This is a genomic window from Paraburkholderia sp. 22099 (assembly GCF_052045835.1).
GTDB classification, from domain to species: Bacteria; Pseudomonadota; Gammaproteobacteria; order Burkholderiales; family Burkholderiaceae; genus Paraburkholderia; species Paraburkholderia terricola.
Genome location: NZ_JBQEPU010000032.1, coordinates 45,273 through 61,095 on the forward strand (window position 1 = coordinate 45,273; position 15,823 = coordinate 61,095).

Annotated in this window: 14 protein-coding genes; 1 reads left to right on the forward strand and 13 read right to left on the reverse strand. The window is 64.3% G+C overall.

The genetic code is table 11. The features are described 5' to 3' along the window. Nucleotides 1–4 precede the first annotated feature (4 nt). From ACTJLC_RS25515 to urtA, 12 genes are all read right to left on the reverse strand, one after another. Nucleotides 5–685, reverse strand: coding sequence for an urease accessory protein UreF (locus ACTJLC_RS25515; protein ID WP_073431678.1), 681 nt, complete (start codon nt 683–685; stop codon nt 5–7). Then, a complete protein-coding gene (gene ureE / locus ACTJLC_RS25520; RefSeq protein ID WP_073431679.1) occupies nt 672–1,304 on the reverse strand; it encodes an urease accessory protein UreE in 633 nt (210 codons plus the stop codon). Before ureE ends, ACTJLC_RS25515 begins: the two co-directional genes overlap by 14 nt. A 2-nt stretch (nt 1,305–1,306) precedes the next feature. After that, nucleotides 1,307–3,013 (reverse strand): urease subunit alpha, encoded by a 1,707-nt coding sequence (gene ureC / locus ACTJLC_RS25525; protein ID WP_440845582.1) that lies wholly within the window; start codon nt 3,011–3,013, stop codon nt 1,307–1,309. A 55-nt stretch (nt 3,014–3,068) separates the two neighbouring features. Further along, on the reverse strand, nt 3,069–3,374 hold the full coding sequence (locus ACTJLC_RS25530; protein ID WP_073431681.1) for an urease subunit beta: 306 nt from the start codon (nt 3,372–3,374) through the stop codon (nt 3,069–3,071). Between the two features lie 12 nt (nt 3,375–3,386). Continuing rightward, nucleotides 3,387–3,689, reverse strand: coding sequence for an urease subunit gamma (gene ureA / locus ACTJLC_RS25535; protein WP_011487082.1), 303 nt, complete (start codon nt 3,687–3,689; stop codon nt 3,387–3,389). Between the two features lie 177 nt (nt 3,690–3,866). Continuing rightward, nucleotides 3,867–4,670, reverse strand: a complete 804-nt coding sequence (locus tag ACTJLC_RS25540) for a transporter substrate-binding domain-containing protein (RefSeq protein WP_073431682.1) — start codon at nt 4,668–4,670, stop codon at nt 3,867–3,869. Between the two features lie 228 nt (nt 4,671–4,898). Then, complete coding sequence (locus tag ACTJLC_RS25545) at nt 4,899–5,816, reverse strand: urease accessory protein UreD (RefSeq protein WP_073431683.1); 918 nt, start codon at nt 5,814–5,816, stop codon at nt 4,899–4,901. 105 nt (nt 5,817–5,921) lie between these two features. Next, nucleotides 5,922–6,614, reverse strand: coding sequence for an urea ABC transporter ATP-binding subunit UrtE (gene urtE, locus ACTJLC_RS25550; RefSeq protein WP_083085771.1), 693 nt, complete (start codon nt 6,612–6,614; stop codon nt 5,922–5,924). 965 nt (nt 6,615–7,579) lie between these two features. After that, the gene (gene urtD, locus ACTJLC_RS25555; RefSeq protein ID WP_310130260.1) at nt 7,580–8,443 is read right to left on the reverse strand and encodes an urea ABC transporter ATP-binding protein UrtD; all 864 of its coding nucleotides are present in this window, start codon (nt 8,441–8,443) and stop codon (nt 7,580–7,582) included. Beyond that, entirely contained in the window at nt 8,440–9,624 is a 1,185-nt protein-coding gene (urtC, locus tag ACTJLC_RS25560) for an urea ABC transporter permease subunit UrtC (protein WP_440845586.1), read from the reverse strand. The genes urtD and urtC overlap by 4 nt, the downstream gene beginning before the upstream one ends. After that, on the reverse strand, nt 9,624–11,270 hold the full coding sequence (gene urtB, locus ACTJLC_RS25565) for an urea ABC transporter permease subunit UrtB (protein WP_310130258.1): 1,647 nt from the start codon (nt 11,268–11,270) through the stop codon (nt 9,624–9,626). The genes urtC and urtB overlap by 1 nt, the downstream gene beginning before the upstream one ends. Before the next feature lie 138 nt (nt 11,271–11,408). Next, a complete protein-coding gene (gene urtA / locus ACTJLC_RS25570; protein WP_083085774.1) occupies nt 11,409–12,707 on the reverse strand; it encodes an urea ABC transporter substrate-binding protein in 1,299 nt (432 codons plus the stop codon). Between the two features lie 431 nt (nt 12,708–13,138). Between urtA and ACTJLC_RS25575 the strand changes: the two genes are divergently transcribed. Beyond that, nucleotides 13,139–14,470, forward strand: coding sequence for an aspartate aminotransferase family protein (locus ACTJLC_RS25575; RefSeq protein WP_440845589.1), 1,332 nt, complete (start codon nt 13,139–13,141; stop codon nt 14,468–14,470). Nucleotides 14,471–14,513: 43 nt separating this feature from the next. Here the strand turns inward: ACTJLC_RS25575 and ACTJLC_RS25580 are convergent, their stop codons facing one another. Next, nucleotides 14,514–15,821 carry a DUF3443 domain-containing protein gene (locus ACTJLC_RS25580; protein WP_440845591.1) on the reverse strand — a complete coding sequence of 436 codons (1,308 nt, stop codon included), beginning with the start codon at nt 15,819–15,821 and terminating at the stop codon, nt 14,514–14,516. Nucleotides 15,822–15,823: the final 2 nt, after the last annotated feature.

Below are 15,823 nucleotides of genomic sequence, written 5' to 3' on the forward strand. Positions count from 1 at the left end.
CGTCTTATGAGCGAAAGAGCCGCGAATACTGCGACTCGTGACGCGCCGAGAGAATGCCTAACTGCGGCGCGAAGGTGTTGATGTCGGCGGGCGTCGTCGCCAGGGCGCGCGTGACGGCGGCGTCGATCGGCTCGCGCAGCGCGACGATGATGCGTTGGCCCGCGAGTTGGCCCAAAGGCACGGCCTTCAACGCGGCGGCGGCCTGGTTTTCCACCCAGCTAAAAGCGTAAGCGGCCAGTGCGGCGTCGACGGCCGTGTCGTGCGCGTAGGCGGCGAAGGCGAAAGCCGTGGGCTGCGCGAGCGGCGTCATCGCGGCGAGCGTGTCGCGCCTCGCTGCATCGCCCCATTCGAGCGAGACGCACAGTTGCCGCAGCGACCAGCCCATTTGCCCGGTTTCGCGCCTCAATTCCGCCGATTCGCGGCTCGCGAGGAATTCGCTGTTGGCTTGCGCGAGGCCGGCTGCATCGTGCGCGCGCCAGCGTTCCATTTGATGCGCGAGAAACGGCAGCTCGCCGTGAGCGAGCACGTCGGTCAGGCCGCTCGCGATCCAGTCGCGGGCCGAGTCCGCGTCGGTGATCAGTTGCGCTTCGATCGCCGCTTCGAGTCCCTGCGAGTAGCTGAATGCGCCGATCGGCAGCGCCGGCGACGCGAGATGCAGCAGCGCTGTGAGTTCAGCGATGCGCATGATGGTGGTGATGCCCGTGGCCGCATGATTCGTCGTGGACGTGATCGCCGTGGTCGTGCGCAGGGTCGTGCGCAGGGTCGTGCTCATGCGAATGCTCATGCCCATGATGCTCACCGAACACCTGCTGCGCCAACGCATAGTCTTCAGCGAACGTCTCGTCGTGACCGTGCTTGTGGCCGCCGCCATACGCGCCCGACTCCGGCTGAAACGGCATCGACACCTGATCGACGGTCGCGCCGATGCGCTTGAGCATATCGGCCAGCACCGGATCGTATTCGAGCTTCAGGTAGTCCGCGCCGACTTCCACCGGCGTATGACGATTGCCGAGGTGATAAGCGGCGCGCGTCAGTGTCAATGCATCTTTCGCGCGAACATACAGCACCGCTTCCGGCGCCGCGATCACCCGCACCAGACCGCCGTCGTCGGCGACGAGCACATCGCCGTCGCGCAACACCGTGCCGCGCGGCAACAGCAGCGCGACTTCCTCGCCGTTATCGAGCGTTGCCGCGAGCCGGCTCTTGCGGCGTTCGTCGAACGCGAGCGTCAAGGTCGGCGCGCGCTTCACCAGCACGGGCGCGAGTTTCAGATGCGGGGCAATCAGTTTGTCGATGGTGCGCATGGTCAGAACAGGAAATAGCGTTGCGCCATCGGCAGCACGGTGGCCGGTTCGCAGGTCAGCAACTGACCGTCGGCGATCACCTGATACGTTTCCGGATCGACGCTGATGCTGGGGCGCCACGCGTTGTGAATCATGTCCGCCTTCGAGATGTTGCGGCAGTTCTTCACGGCAACGATACGCTTGTTCAGGCCATAGCGTTCGCCGACGCCCGCATCGGCCGCCATCTGCGAGACGAAGGTCAACGACGTGCGCCCGAGCGCGCCGCCGCGCGTCGCGAACATCTCGCGATAGTGGACCGGCTGCGGCGTCGGAATCGACGCGTTCGGGTCGCCCATTTGCGCCATCGCGATCATGCCGCCCTTCAGGATCAGCGACGGCTTGATGCCGAAAAACGCCGGCTCCCAGAACACCAGGTCGGCCCACTTGCCCGGCTCGATCGAACCGACTTCATGCGCGATGCCGTGCGTGATCGCCGGGTTGATCGTGTACTTCGCGACGTAACGTTTCGCGCGGAAGTTGTCGTTGCGCGCGTTGTCCTCGGCCAGCGCGCCGCGTTGCACCTTCATCTTGTGCGCGGTCTGCCACGTGCGGATGATCACTTCGCCCACGCGGCCCATCGCCTGCGAATCGGACGAGAGCATCGACAGTGCGCCGAGGTCGTGCAGGATGTCCTCGGCGGCGATGGTCTCGCGGCGAATCCGCGATTCGGCGAAGGCGATGTCTTCCGCGATCGAGGGGTCCAGGTGGTGGCACACCATCAGCATGTCGAGATGCTCTTCGAGCGTATTGACGGTGTACGGGCGCGTCGGATTGGTGGACGAAGGCAGCACGTTCGCCTCGCCGCACACCTTGATGATGTCCGGCGCGTGGCCGCCGCCCGCGCCTTCCGTGTGATACGTGTGAATCGTGCGGCCCTTGAACGCGGCCACGGTCGCTTCGACAAAACTGGCTTCGTTCAGCGTGTCCGTGTGAATCGCGACTTGCGTGTCGGTGTCGTCGGCGACAGAGAGGCAGTTGTCGATCGCGGCCGGCGTCGTGCCCCAGTCCTCGTGCAGCTTCAAACCGATCGCGCCCGCCGCGATCTGCTCCAGGGCCGGTTGCGGCTGGCTCACATTGCCCTTGCCGAGAAAGCCGAGATTCATCGGATAGCCGTCGGCCGCTTGCAGCATGCGTTCGAGATGCCACGGCCCCGGCGTGCAGGTCGTCGCGTTGGTGCCGGTCGCGGGGCCGGTGCCGCCGCCGAGCATCGTCGTCATGCCGCTCGCGAGCGCTTCCTCGATCTGCTGCGGGCTGATGAAGTGAATGTGCGTGTCGATGCCGCCCGCCGTGACGATCAGGCCTTCGCCGGCGATCACCTCGGTGGCCGCGCCGATCGCAATCGTCACGTTCGGCTGAATGTCGGGGTTGCCCGCCTTGCCGATCGCGGCAATGCGGCCGTTCTTGATGCCGATGTCGGCCTTGACGATGCCCCAGTGATCGAGAATCACCGCGTTCGTCACGACGGTGTCGACCACGTCGGCATGCACGCGTTGCGACTGGCCCATGCCGTCGCGAATCACCTTGCCGCCGCCGAATTTCACTTCTTCGCCGTAGGTGGTGAAGTCGCGCTCGACTTCGATCAGCAGTTCGGTATCGGCGAGGCGCACGCGGTCGCCGGTGGTGGGGCCGAACATTTCCGCGTATGCGCGGCGGCCAATGCGTAGGGTCATGGTGTGGATCCGGAAATGAGCGGGGCGGTCGGGGCAAGCGCGCGCAAGCGGCGCATCACAGCTTGCCCATCACCTTGCCGTTGAAGCCGTAGACGACGCGATCGCCCGCCAGTTCGACCAGTTCGACGGTGCGTTCCTGGCCCGGCTCGAAGCGCACGGCGGTGCCCGCCGCGATGTTGAGGCGGAAGCCGCGCGCCGTTTCGCGGTCGAAGGCGAGCGCCGCGTTCACTTCGTAGAAGTGATAGTGCGAGCCGATCTGCACCGGCCGGTCGCCGGTATTCGACACCACCACGGTGACGGTGGCGCGGCCCGCATTGAGTTCGTGTTCGCCGTCGTCGATCAGGAGTTCGCCGGGAATCATGGAGCCTGCCTGTTAGGGGATCGGGTGATGAACGGTGACGAGCTTGGTGCCGTCGGGGAAGGTGGCTTCGACCTGGATGTCGGGGATCATCTCCGGCACGCCTTCCATCACGTCGTCGCGCGTGAGCAGCGTGGTGCCGTAGTGCATGACCTCGGCGACGGTCTTGCCGTCGCGGGCCGCTTCCATCAGCGCGGCGGTGATGAAGGCGATCGCTTCCGGGTAATTCAGTTTGAGGCCGCGTGCGCGGCGCCGTTCGGCGAGCAGCGCGGCGGTGAAGATCAGCAGCTTGTCCTTCTCGCGGGGTGTCAGCTTCATCGAGTCAGCTTCGTCGAATGGGTGCGTTGGATTGCGCCGGGCCTGGGCGGGGCCGGCCGCGGCAAGGTTAGGCGCTGCGTGTCATGGCCGCGATCGCATGCTACGCACGGGATGCGGCCACGACAAGTGCAATGCCGGATAAGCCCGCCACGCTATCAAGTTTGGCTAACGACGCGCTTACAGATCGGTCGGCAGCGCCGCGCCGAACCACTTCTTCGACATCGTGTTGAGCGTGCCGTCCTGCTTGGCTTGCGCGAGCGCGGCGTTCACTTTCTGCTGCAGGCGCGCTTCGTTCTTGTTCATGCCGACGAAGCAAGGCGAATTCTTGATGACGAACTTCGGCTCCGGGCGGCGCGGCGGATTCTTCGCGAGAATCGCGGCGGCGACGATATTGCCGGCGGCGATCAGTTGCACCTGGCCTGACAGGAATGCGGCGATGGTCGCGTTGTTGTCCTCGAAGCGCTTGATCGTGGCGTTCGGCGCCATTTGCGTGAGACCGATTTCCTCGAGCGCGCCGCGCGTCGCGCCGACCGTCTTGCCGGTGAGATCGGCGGGGCCGGCGACCTTGACGTCGGCGGGACCGAACACGCCCTGGTAGTACGGCGCGTAGGCGGTCGAGAAATCGATGACCTTCTCGCGATCCGGCGTCTTGCCGAGCGATGAGATCACCAGATCGACCTTGCCGGTTTGCAGATACGGAATGCGGTTCGCGCTGTTGACGGGCACCAGTTCGAGCTTCACGTTCATCGACTTCGCGAGCAGGGCGGCGGTCTCGATGTCGTAGCCTTGCGGCTTCATGTCCGCGCCGACCGAACCGAACGGCGGATAGTCTTCCGGCACGGCGACTTTCAGCACGCCGGCCTTGGCGATGTTGTCGAGCGTGTCCGCGTGAGCGGCGGGCGCATTGAGCGCGAGGACGGGCGAGAGCAGCAGTGCGGCGAGCCAGGCGCGACGCGCGGGGCGAAGAGTCGATCGGTTCATGTGATGTGAGCGGTGGTGGTGGCGGCAAGCCGGTCGGCTGCCGTCAGGACGCGGCAGCATCGTGACGGTTCTCAACGCAAGGTGTGTGCCATGCCGGTGCAGCATGCGCTTGCTGGACGTAAGGCGCGGCCGCGCACCGGATTGGGGCTCGCGGATGCCTCGGCTTGGTGCGCTGCTGTGCTTACGGCGGTGAAAGGCTCGATGCAGCGGCACGAGCCATGAAGCGAATCAGGTGGACCAGATTCTTAGCGGCACCGCATCGACACCATGCACGACCGGCCTGAGCTGAAGCCAGCAGTTCGTCAACGCGTTTTGCAGCGTCTCCATGGAACGCGACACCGCTCGCACGAGTAGCACGCCTTGCGTGACGCAGGAGGCCGCCGCGCGCAGCGTATCGTCGAACGGTAGTTGCGCGGTGAGCGCTTCGGCGAGCGCATCGTCGCAAGCGGCGCCGACCGCCCACAGCGCGCCATATGCCGGAAAGCCGGCCAGCCCTTGCGCGGCATCGCGCAGCGGATCGTCGGCGGTGAGGCTCGCGCGTTCGAGCCACAGCAGTTCGCCATTCGCGCCCACGATGCGCGACACCGCCTGCAAGCGTCCCGCCGACCACCGCTCACCGGCCGCTTGCCGCCCGAGTTGCGTCGCATCCCAGCCGAGGGCGGTCGCGCCTTCGCTCAGTGTCAGCGAGAAATCGAGCATCGCGTTCGCGTGATCGAAAACGATATTGTTCTGCGGCAGCCAGTCGAGCCTCGCGTGCTCGCCGACGCGCACGGCGATGGTTTGCTGCGCGGCGCGTCCGTTGGACTTGTACCACTTGGTCGCGCCAGGCGTGGTGATGACGGCATGCGCGCCGGCGCCGACGGCCACGTCGATATCGAGTTGATCGCCGCCCGCGATGCCGCCTGGCGGATGCACGATCACCGCATGACAGATCGCATGGCCTTCGGGATAGAGCGGCCGTTGCACGCGCAGCGGTCCATCGTGCAGCCGATGCTTGAGCGTGGTGCGTTGGTCGTGCTTGACGAAGCCGAGTTCGAGACGCGCGCGCCATTGCGAATGGGCGCCGGCGTGGGTGCCGGTTTGCGTGTCGGCTTGCTTGTCGGTTGGCGCGCTCGCGAGCGTGATGTGGTTTTCGTGAAGCGACATGCGAATGGACTTGCGGTGGACGGAGTGAGGCGGAGCGTGCCTATGCGAGTGAGCCGCATTGCCCCGGCATGCGGCGAGAATAGCACGCGGGTTGGCTCATATCCGTCACACGGCGATGAGTGTGCGCACGCCGTCCGCGTCCATGTTGGCGCCTTCGCCGCCCGCGATGATTTCACCGCGGCTCATGACCCAATAGCGGTCCGCGATGTCTTTCGCGAAGTCGTAATACTGTTCGACGAGCAGTACCGTCATGCCCATTTCCTCGACCAGTTGACGCAGCGTGCGGCCGATGTCCTGAATGATCGACGGCTGAATGCCTTCGGTGGGTTCGTCGAGAATGAGCAGTTGCGGATCGCTCATGAGCGCGCGGCCGATCGCGAGTTGTTGTTGCTGACCGCCCGACAGATCGCCGCCGCGACGGGTGCGCATGTCCTTCAGGACGGGGAATAGTTCGTAGATGCGGTCGGGGATTTTTCTTGGGGCTTTTTTGCTGGCGGCGCCCACTAGCAGGTTTTCCTCGACCGTTAGCCGCGGGAAGATGTCGCGGCCTTGGGGGACGTAGGCCAGGCCTTTTTCTACTCGCGAGTAGGTGGGGAGTTTGGTGATGGGCGTGTCACGCCAGGTGATCGAGCCGCTTTTGGTTTGGACTACGCCCATCAGGCATCTCAGCAAGGTTGTCTTGCCTACGCCGTTGCGGCCCAATAGGACTGTTAGTTTGCCGGCTGGCACTGTGAGCTTCACGTCTCTTAGGATGTGGCTGCCGCCGTAGTACTGGTTTAGGTTTTGTACTTCTAGCATTTTTTGAACGTCCGTTGGGGTGGGGTTTTTGCTGTGGCTTTTGTTGGGGTGGTCTTTTCTTTTCTTAGTGGTCTATTAGCGTTGCCCCTGTGCGGGGCGGCACCTACTTTTCTTTGCCGGCCGCAAAGAAAAGTAGGCAAAAGAAAGCGGCTCACACCGCTAACTTTTAAGTGGGTCCCCTGGCTTGGAGGGGATCGTGGTGCATCTGGAATCCGTGTTCTCGCGCACTCCGCGTTCGTGACACAGCAGTCATTCTTCCGGCGACGCTGCGCGCGCCGTCGCGGTGCTTCATCAAACCCCGCGGCGCGCTTGGGGTTATGCGGTACTTCATCGAACCACGCGCTGCTTCTGGCGCTAAGCGGTACTTCATCAAACCCCGCGGCGCTCTTGGGGTTAAGTGGTACTTCATCGAACCATGCGCTGCTTCTGGCGCTAAGCGGTACTTCATCAAATCACGTGCAGCTTCTGGGGCTAAGTGGTGCTTCAGCGAACCACGCGCTGCTTCTGGGGCTAAGCGAAACTTCGTCAAGTTATGCGCCGCTTCTGGCCTAAGCGGTACTTCCATTCAACTCGTGCCTGGCTCTGCGCACACATTTAGCACCACGCCGAGGCGAAGCCGACGGCCCCCACGCGCACAAACGAAGCCGGTGGTTTGCTGGCGGACCCTTCCGGCGAGCGCGGAGCGCGAGGCGGGAAGTATGACTGCCTTGTCACGAACGCGGAGTGCGCGAGGGCACCGATTCCAGATGCACCACGATCCCCTCCAAGCCAGGGGACCCACTTAAAAATTAGCGGTGTGAGCCGCTTTCTTTTGCCTACTTTTCTTTGCGGCCGGCAAAGAAAAGTAGGTGCCGCCCCGCACAGGGGCAACGCTAATAGACCACTAACAAATCAAGTAAAGGCCAAAAAATCAGAGAACAAAAAAAACCAGAGAACAAAAAATCAGAGAACAAAAAAATCAGCCCTCACCTCCCAAGATAAGACTCAATAACAGTCTCATCCCTCTTCACCTCATCCAAACTCCCATGCGCCAAAACACGCCCTTCGGCCATGACAGTAACCTTCCCGGCCTCGCCGGCCAAAGCAGCGACAAACTCCATATCATGCTCGACAACCATCATCGAACAAGTCCCCCGCAAATGATTGAGCAATTCAGCCAACTGCATGGTCTCATCATCAGTCATCCCAGCCGCAGGCTCATCGAGCAACAACAACGCCGGTTGCTGCATCAGCAACATCCCAATCTCGAGCCGCTGCTTCTGCCCATGCGACAACTCGCCGGCCAGTCGCCGCGCCTCACTCTCGAGCCCGATCAACAAAAGCGTCTCTTCAATCCGCGCCTGCGCCTCGCGATCCAACCGCGCCCGTAACGACGACCACCACCCCTTGTCGGCCTTCATCGCCAACTCGAGGTTCTCCCACACGGGATGCTGCTCGAACACCGTCGGCTTCTGAAACTTGCGCCCAATCCCGGCACGCGCAATCGAAGGTTCATTCATGCGCGTGAGATCGATCGACTGCCCCAGAAAAACCTTGCCCGAATCGGGCTCGGTCTTGCCGGTGATCACATCCATCATCGTGGTCTTGCCCGCGCCATTCGGGCCGATGACGCAACGCAGTTCCCCGGCGTCGATGGAAAGCGTCAGCGCATTCAACGCGCGAAAACCGTCGAAACTCACGGTCACGTCTTCGAGGTACAGAATCGTGCCGTGCGAGATGTCGATCTGCCCCGGCACCACCGCGTGCCCCATGCTCGCGACGCCGCTCAACGAATGTTCAGCGGGTTGTTCCGGTAATGCCAGGTCGGGAACCATCGGGTTTTCGTTCATGAACGGTTCCTCTTGCGCGTCACGATGTCGATCAGCCCCATGATGCCGTTCGGCAGGAACAGCGGAACCAGCACGAAAATCAGACCAAGAAAGAACAGCCAGTATTCAGGGAAGTTCGCCGTGAAAAAGCTCTTCGCGCCATTCACCGCGAACGCGCCGACGATCGGCCCGATCAGCGTGCCGCGTCCGCCCACGGCGACCCAGATCGCCATTTCAATCGAGTTGCCCGGCGACATCTCGCCGGGATTGATGATGCCGACCTGCGGCACGTACAACGCGCCGGCGATTCCGCACAAGACAGCGGACACGGTCCACACGAACAGCTTGTACGCGAGCGGGCTGTAGCCGAGGAACATCAAGCGCGTTTCGCCGTCGCGCACCGCGGTCACCACGCGGCCGAGCTTCGACGTGACGATCGCCCGCGCGCCGATGAACACGAGAATCAGCACCGCGAACGTGATCAGCAACAGCGCCGTGCGCGTGCCCGCATGCGTGATCGGAAATCCGCCGATGCGCTTGAAATCGGTGAAGCCGTTATTGCCGCCGAAACCCGTTTCGTTGCGGTAGAACAGCAGCATCGCGGCAAACGTCATCGCCTGCGTGATGATCGACAGGTACACGCCCTTCACGCGCGAGCGGAACGTGAAGAAGCCGAACACCCACGCGACCACCGCCGGCACCAGCACCACCAGCAGCAGCGCGTAGCCGAGATGCTGCGTGCCTTGCCAGTACCAGGGCAGTTGGTGCCAGTCGAGAAACACCATGAAGTCGGGCAGGTCGCTGCCGTATTTGCCGTCGTGACCGATCGAACGCATCAGGTACATGCCGATCGCGTAGCCGCCCAACGCGAAGAACAACGCATGCCCGAGACTCAGGATGCCGCAGTAGCCCCACACGAGATCGAGCGCGAGCGCGGCGATTGCGTAGCACATGAACTTGCCGGTGATCGTCATCGCGTAGGCGGACAGATGCAGCGGGCTCGTCTCCGGCACCACCAGCGTCGCGAACGGCACGCCGAGGCCGAACACGATGATGAGCGCGATCAGCGCGAGCCACGCGCGGCGCGACAACAGCGCGGGACGCGGCGGCAAGCCGAGCGCGAAGCCGGAATCGGCGCCGCGTCCGGCCGCGGCACGGCTGCCCGCCGTGCCGACGTGGGGCGATGAAGTAGCCGATGTCATCATGCCTCCGCGCTACGGCCCTTGAGGGCGAACATGCCCTGCGGACGCTTCTGGATGAACAGCACGATCAGCACCAGCACCGCGATTTTCGCGAGCACCGCGCCCCAGAACGGTTCGATCGCCTTGCTGACGAGTCCGAGCCCGAAGCCGCCGATCACCGTGCCGGCGAGTTGGCCGACGCCGCCGAGCACCACGGCCATGAACGAATCGATGATGTAGCTCTGGCCGAGGTCGGGTCCGACATTGCCGATCTGCGACAGCGCGCAGCCGCCCAAACCGGCGATGCCCGCGCCGAACGCGAACGCATACGAATCGACGCGCGCGGTCTTCACGCCGACGCACGCGGCCATGCGCCGGTTCTGCGTGACGGCGCGCACGAAGAGGCCGAGGCGCGTTTTAGTGAGCACTGTCCACGCGATGCCGACGACGATCAGCGAGAACGCCAGGATCGCGAGGCGGTTGTACGGCAGGATCAGATTCGGCAGCACGGTCACGCCGCCGCTCATCCACGCCGGGTTCACCACTTGCACGTTCTGCGCGCCGAACAGCATGCGCGTCGCCTGAATCAGGATCAGGCTGATGCCGAAGGTGGTCAACAAAGTCTCCAAGGGGCGGCCGTACAGATGCTTCAGCACCAGCCGTTCGAGCACGATGCCCACCAGCCCCGCCGCGGCGAACGAGGCCGGCACCGCGAGAAGCGGATACCAGTCGAACGCGCCGGGCGCATAGCGCTGAAACAGGTTCTGCACGACGTAAGTGGCGTACGCGCCGATCATCAGGAATTCGCCGTGCGCCATGTTGATGACGCCGATCAGGCCATACGTGATCGCGAGGCCGAGTGCGGCGAGCAGCAGCACGCTGCCGAGCGACAAGCCGGCGAACAGCGTGCCGGCGATCTGGCTGCGGCGCTGGATCGCATCGAGTTCGTCGATGCCGCTTTGCGCGGCCGCGCGGATGCGCTCGTCGGCTTCATTGAAGCTGCCGTCCGGCTTCTTCGCGACGAGCGGGCGCAGCAGTTCGTTCATGTCGAGATCGTGCCGGGCGGCGACCAGTTGCACGGCTTCGAGACGCCTCGCCGGATCGGCATCGTGCAGGGCGGTCATCGCCCACAGCGTGTCGAGGCGCTTCTTCAGCGCGGGGTCGGTTTCCTTCGCGCGGGCCGCGTCGACCAGCGGCTTGATCGCCGGGTCGGGGTTGCGCAGCAGCGCGGCGATCGCGGCTTCACGGGTCGCCTTGTCCGGCGAATCGAGTTGCAGGCCGGACAGCGCGCCGGCCACTTTCGAGCGCAGCAGGTTGTTCAGCGTGACCGGTTGCGCGTCGCCGGCGGCGACGGTCTTGCCGGTGACCGCGTCGCGCGCGGTGTCGCCGTCTTGCAGCAGCACGGCGCCGGCATCGGTGGCGAGCGCGCTGTCTTCGGAGAGCGCCTTGAGCACCGCGACCGATTCCTTGTCGTGGTTGGCGATCAGCTTGTCGATGGCGGCGGACTTCGCATCGAAGTCGTCGGCGGCGAGCGGCGCGACATCGGCCGGGACGAGCGCGAACGCGGCAAGCGGCGCGCCCGCGAGAAACGCGAGGAGCGCGAGCGCCACGCTGGCGATGGCGCGCCGTGCGCCTGGTCGTACAAACGTCGGAAATGAAAACGCCATGATGGCCTTTGAAGATAAACCAGCGGGGCGGCGCGGCATCGCGCGCGAGAGCCGCGGCCGCGACGGGCGCGCCCCTCTGTCGATCACACCGGATCGCCGCGCCGGCCGACTGCGCCCGCGTGACGATCCGGCGTGCGGTCAGGCGACGCGCGCGCGCTTCAGGAATGCCGGAATCGAGCTGACCACGTCCGGCTTGCTCGAATTGCCGGCGATGAACGGGCTCCACGGCTGCGCGCGAATCGCGGTCTTGGTGCGCCACACCACGTTGAATTGGCCGTCGGCGCGCACTTCGCCGATCATCACCGGCTTGTGCAGATGGTGATTGCCGTCCATCTCCAGCGTGAAGCCCGACGGCGCGACGAACTGCTGGCCGACCATCGCGACGCGCACCTTGTCCACGTCCGTGCTCTTGGCCTTCTCGACGGCCTGCTTCCACATATGAATGCCGACGAAGGTCGCTTCCATCGGGTCGTTCGTCACGCGCTTGGTGCCGCCCGGCAGATTGTTCTCCTTGACCCACGCGGCCCATTGCTTCTTGAACTTCTCGTTGGCCGGATTGCGCACCGACATGAAGTAGTTCCATGCCGCGAGATTGCCGACCAGCGGCTTGGTATCGATGCCGCGCAGTTCTTCCTCGCCGACCGAGAACGCGACGACCGGCACGTCCGATGCCTTCAGCCCCTGGTTGCCGAGTTCCTTGTAGAACGGCACGTTCGAATCGCCGTTCACCGTCGAGATCACCGCGGTCTTGCCGCCTTGCGAGAAGGTCTTGATGTTCGCGACGATGGTCTGATAGTCGCTGTGGCCGAACGGCGTGTAGACCTCCTGGATGTCGGCCTCCTGCACGCCCTTCGACTTGAGGAACGCGCGCAGGATCTTGTTGGTCGTGCGGGGGTACACATAGTCGGTGCCCAGCAGGAAAAAGCGCTTGGCGCCGCCGCCTTCCGCGCTCATCAGATATTCGGTGGCGGGAATCGCCTGCTGATTGGGCGCGGCGCCCGTGTAGAACACGTTGCGCGACATTTCCTCGCCTTCGTACTGCACCGGATAGAACAGCAGGCCGTTCAGTTCCTCGAACACCGGCAGCACCGACTTGCGCGACACCGAGGTCCAGCAGCCGAACACGACCGCGCACTTGTCCTGCGTGATCAGTTGGCGCGCCTTTTCGGCGAACAGCGGCCAGTTCGACGCCGGGTCCACCACCACCGGCTGCAACTGGCGGCCCATCACGCCGCCGCTCTTGTTGATCTCCGCGATGGTCATCAACGCGGTGTCCTTCAGCGAGGTCTCCGAGATCGCCATCGTGCCCGACAGGGAATGCAGAATCCCCACCTTGATCGGACCGCTGCCGGACTGCGCCTGGGCAAACGGAACCTGACCAGCAAGCGCCAGCGCGCCCGACATGGAGCCGAACTTCAACAGACTGCGACGTTTCATGTGTATCCCCTTGCCATTGATGATGAATGTTTATGGGCGTCGATTTCGGTCAGCGTTGCCTATCCCGTATGACTTGCCGCTCCTGTACTGCAAGGCACATGCCATGCGGCAAGTTCGACTGGAAGTGCGTGCGGTTCACGCTGCGGCGCGGCTGCGAGCGAGGTAAGTTATGCGCGCTGCGGCGCCGTTGTGGTGCACGCAGGGGGCGTGCGCTTCGTTGGGGTGCGTGCCGCGCCGCGACGAGGCGTGCGCATCGGCCAGCGGGCGTCGGCGGTGCATGGCCGCCGCGCGTTTGTGCATGGGCCGCGGTTTGCCTACACTGAAAGGCCAGTCATGCAGGCTTTGCGTGGCACCGGAGCGCGCTGCGTGGACCGGCGTGAATGCCGAAGCATGAACTCCGATCGACATAGGCGCTTTGCAGGAGACATGAAATGACCGAGCACGCCGGCGTCAATCCACCGGATATGTCCGCTTTCTGGATGCCCTTCACGGCCAACCGCCAGTTCAAGAGCGCGCCGCGTCTGCTGGCAAGCGCGAAGGGGATGTACTACACGTCGCACGACGGCCGGCGCATTCTCGACGGCACGGCCGGGCTATGGTGCGTCAACGCCGGTCATTGCCGCGACGAAATCGTGGCCGCGGTGCAGGCGCAGGCGGCCGAAATGGATTTCGCGCCCACCTTCCAGATGGGCCATCCCAAGGCTTTCGAAGCCGCCACGAAAATCGCCCGGCACACGCCTCACGATCTCAAGCACATTTTCTTCGTCAACTCCGGCTCGGAGGCGGTCGATACCGCGCTGAAGATCGCGCTGGCCTATCACCGCTCGCGTGGCGAAGGGCAGCGCACGCGCTTCATCGGACGCGAGCGCGGCTATCACGGCGTGGGCTTCGGCGGCATTTCGGTGGGCGGCATCGCGCCGAACCGCAAGGCGTTTTCCGGCGCGCTGCTGCCCGCGGTCGATCATTTGCCGCATACGCTGAACATCAAGGAGGCCGCGTATTCGAAGGGACAGCCGGCGTGGGGCGCGCATCTCGCCGACGAACTCGAGCGGCTCGTCACGCTGCACGATGCCTCGACGATTGCGGCGGTGATCGTCGAACCGGTGGCCGGCTCGACGGGTGTGCTGATTCCGCCGCAAGGCTATTTGCAGCGGCTGCGCGAGATTTGCGACAGGCACGGCATCCTGCTGATCTTCGACGAGGTGATCACCGGCTGGGGACGCCTCGGCGCGCCGTTCGCCGCGCAGTACTTCGGCGTCACGCCCGATCTGCTGACGATGGCCAAGGGCACCAACAACGCCGCCGCGCCGATGGGCGCGGTCGCCGCGAGCACGCGGATTCACGATTCGATCGTGAACGGCGCGCCGGGCGGCATCGAGTTTTTTCACGGCTACACCTACTCCGGGCACCCGATCGCCGCGGCCGCGGCTTGCGCGACGATCGATCTATACGAGCGCGAGCAGTTGTTCGAACGGGCCGCGCGGATGGCGCCCGTCTTCGAGAACGCGATTCACGCACTGCGCGGCGAGCGGCATGTGATCGACGTGCGCAATCTCGGCCTGGTGGGCGGGGTGGAGTTGGCGCCGCGTGACGGCGCGCCCGGCGCGCGTGCTTACGACGTATTCGTGCGCTGCTTCGAGAAGGGCGTGTTGACGCGTTATACGGGGGATATTCTGGCGTTCTCGCCGCCGTTGATTATCGAGGAGGCGCAGATCGAGGAGATCTTTGCGACGGTGGGCGAGGTGTTGAGGGAGACGGAGTAGGAGGCGCGCCCACGAAGCAGCGCCTCCCTGATTCATGCGGTAATCAGAACGCGACGAACGGACCGGTCAGCGTGCCGATCTTGCTGTCGCCAATCACCGTGTAGACGCTGCGGCCGTAAAAGAACGGCAAGCCCCACAGGAACCAGCGGCCGGACGACATGGACGCCCCCACGTTGTTGAACGCGGCGTTCCCGGTTGCGCCCAGGTTCAGTGCGTTCTCGATCTGGAAAGGGACCGCAAGCGGCGCACCGGAGCCGGCCGAGGCCTCGATCGTTGCCGACAGGTCGAGCGCGCTCGCCGGCGTGTAGAAATCCGAGGTCGTGGGAATCGCGCTGTCGGCGAAAGCGTACACGTTGGTGCCGCTGTCGATCGCGCTGTAGTTGAACGCGGTGCCCTGGTAATGGGTGGTCAGGAAGCCGTATGTGTCCACCGTGAAGATGTTGGCGTCGGCGGGCAGCGCATTGTTGGCCTGCGTGCCCACGCCGAATATCAGTTCACCCGTGACGGAGGCCTGGCCGCTCGCGGGCACTGCCGGCAAGCGGATGATCGTGCCGTTGTAATCGGCGCTGAACGCGGCAACCGGGTTCATCACTTGCTTTTCGGCCTTCACGCGGGTGCTGACGCACGAGTTCGCCGACGGGCAGTAGTAGTAGTTGCCGGGTATCGCGGTGGTCAACGCGTCCTTGGAATCGTGGACGCCGTGCCCGATGCCCAGGATGCCATTGGCGCCGAGGCTTCGGGCGGTGCTGTAGTCGGCTCCGCCGTGCGCGATGCAGTCGGACGGCGTGGTGAACGCGCCGTCGCCCATCACCTGGACCGGAATGTTGCTGGCCGTCCTGCTGCCGATCTTGATGTCGGCGCGCTTGACCGAGCCCCAGGTGAAGCCCGAGGCGAACGGCATGCATTCGGCGATCGGGAATGCGCCCGTCGTATCGTCGAGCGCGCCGATTTGCGTGAGCAGTTTCGGGTTGAGCGACTGAAGCGCGCTGGCCGCAATGCGCACGCCGGTCGAACCGGTGTCGACCAGCATGTTGTCGACGGTCACGCATTGCCCCCGACCCGGTTGACCCGGCACGCACACGGTGATCGAGGCCGACAGCATGTTGAGGTTGCCCATCGAGTTGTCGACGCGGATCGGCACCGTATTGTCCGACTCCGTTTTGATGCCCGCCGAGTTACCGTCGTTGTTCGAATTCCCCGAATTGCCGGGGCTGTTGCCGACCCAGTCGGGGGTTGCATTCCAACTGACGGAATTGTTGCCCTGGCCGTCGCCGCCACCACCGCCGCAGGCCGTCAATATGACGGTGGCGGCGACCGTGGCGACCCACAGCGTCTTTTTCAATGTGTTCATTT